The following is a 975-nucleotide window of genomic DNA, read 5'->3' as shown; positions in this document are numbered from 1 at the left end:
GTCCTTTAGCAGCTAATAGTGGACAACCTCCCCTAAAAAGTAAAGGGGCTATTCTTTTAGATTCTGATACAGGTGCCGTTCTGTATCAAAAAAATGCAGATAAAAAGATGTACCCTGCTAGTCTAACGAAAATAGCCACAGCCATTTATGCGATTGAAAAGGGCAATTTGAATAGCCTGGTTACTGTTAGTCCCAATGCTGTGAGGCAAGATGGAACAAGAGTTTATTTAGACGAAGGGGAAAAAATTACTTTAAAGCAATTGATTGAAGGAATGTTAGTTAATTCAGGAAATGATGCAGCGGTAGCCATTGCAGAACACTTAGATGGAAGTGTCGAACAGTTTGCAGTGCATTTGAATACCTATTTAAAAACAACAATAGGAGTAAATCACACCCATTTTATTAATCCCAATGGTTTGTTTGATAAGAACCATTATACCACTGCAAGGGATATGGGGATCATAACTAATTATGCCATCAAGAATCCTGTCTTTGCAGAAATCTTTGGAACGAAAGTACTTAAGTGGAAGGGGAAATCATGGAAAACGAACATTATAACCCACCACCGCATGCTAAAAGGGGAGTTTGCCTACCCAGGAGTAACCGGAGGGAAAACCGGATATACAGTTAAAGCAAAACAAACACTGGCTACCACTGCAGCCAATCCGAAACTAAGGCTGACTGCTGTGGTTCTAAACTCTGATCTACCAAGAGATAAATATGATGATACGGCCAGTTTGTTTGATTATGGATTTAAAAACTTTCAACATGCAACGCTGTTGCAAAGTGATACTTATAAATTAGACAATAAAGAATACTTCCCGGAAAAGAATACCTTAATTACAGAATCCATCAAAGGGAGTACGAGGGTATTAAATAATCAGGGAGTACTGGCGATTAAAAGTAATAATAATGGACAAGTAGTTCAGTTTGTTCCACTTAAATATAAAGAGCCAGCTCCTGTGAAGGTTAAAG

At 38.2% G+C, this 975-nt stretch carries 1 protein-coding gene; it reads left to right on the top strand.

Annotated elements, in window-relative coordinates; all coding sequences use genetic code 11:
• Nucleotides 1-975, top strand: a 975-nt coding sequence (locus tag V7659_RS29160; protein ID WP_335543540.1) for a D-alanyl-D-alanine carboxypeptidase family protein, incomplete at both ends; no start/stop codon positions are given.

Source organism: Neobacillus drentensis (assembly GCF_036966985.1).
GTDB classification, from domain to species: Bacteria; Bacillota; Bacilli; order Bacillales; family Cytobacillaceae; genus Neobacillus; species Neobacillus drentensis_E.
This window is presented reverse-complemented; position numbering and strand designations above follow the sequence as displayed.